This is a genomic window from Blautia sp. DFI.6.71 (assembly GCF_020593585.1).
In the GTDB taxonomy this organism is placed as follows: Bacteria; Bacillota; Clostridia; order Lachnospirales; family Lachnospiraceae; genus Blautia_A; species Blautia_A wexlerae.
In genome coordinates, this window is the sequence record NZ_JAJDMJ010000193.1 from 1 (window position 1) to 259 (window position 259).

1 protein-coding gene is annotated in these 259 nt (G+C 46.3%); it reads left to right on the forward strand.

Annotated elements, in window-relative coordinates; translation table 11 throughout:
• Window positions 1-259, forward strand: a 259-nt coding sequence (locus LJE12_RS19855; protein ID WP_227292435.1) for a replication initiator protein A, incomplete at both ends; no start/stop codon positions are given.

Consider the following 259-nt stretch of genomic DNA (forward strand, 5'->3'; position numbering starts at 1 on the left):
TTCCCCGTTTTCTTCTGGACATGGAAATAAACGAAACTGCCAAAATGCTTTATATGATCCTGCTCGACCGTGCAAGGCTTTCCCAGAAAAATGAGGGCTGGTCAGATACAAATGGTCATGTGTTCCTCTACTTTACGATTGAAGCACTGGCAGAAGTTCTCCACAAAAGCCAGATGACGGTGAAAACTGCTCTGGCAGTACTGGAAAAACAAGAGCTTATCTTCCGAAAACGGCAGGGACCCGGACACCCTAATCGGAT